Source organism: Arhodomonas sp. KWT, from assembly GCF_010993615.1.
Window position 1 is genome coordinate 1 of the sequence record NZ_WNXE01001016.1, and the last position, 589, is coordinate 589.

1 protein-coding gene is annotated in these 589 nt (G+C 70.1%); it reads left to right on the forward strand.

The annotated features are described in order from the left end of the window. The coding region (locus G7A99_RS23885) for a response regulator transcription factor (protein WP_163144560.1) at positions 1 to 589 on the forward strand (589 nt) is incomplete at both ends.

The window sequence follows — 589 nt, forward strand, 5'->3', positions numbered from 1 at the left end:
CCCTCGTGCGTGCCGGGCTGCGCCGCCTGCTCGAGCTGATCGACGGGGTGAGCGTAGTGGGCGAGGTCGGGGACGGCCGGACGCTGCTTCGCCTGCTCGACGACGTTCCCGCCGATGTTGTCCTCCTGGATGTCGAGATGCCCGGCATGAACGGCCTCGAGGTCCTGAGGCGGTTGCGCCGCGCGTATCCCGCCGTACCCGTGTTGATGGTTTCCATGCACGAGGAGGTCGCCACCGTGGCGCGTGCGTTACGGATCGGTGCCCGGGGGTTCCTGCTCAAGACCGCGCGCCCGGAGGAGCTCGAACGGGCGGTGCGCGCGGTTCACCGGGGACAGCGCTACCTCAGCGAGTCACTGTCCGCCGCGGAGGTGCAGGCCGAGCTCGACCGCATCGAGGCGGAGGAGGGCGATCCGCTGTCGCGGCTTACCGATCGGCAGAGGGAGGTCCTGCAGCTCATCGGCGAGGGCTACGGTACCCGGGCGATCGCCGAGCGTATGTTCGTCAGCGTGAAGACGGTCGAGACGCACCGGGCGGCGCTCCTCCAGCGCCTGGGCGTGCGCGACGTGATCGGGCTGGTGAAGACGGCGAT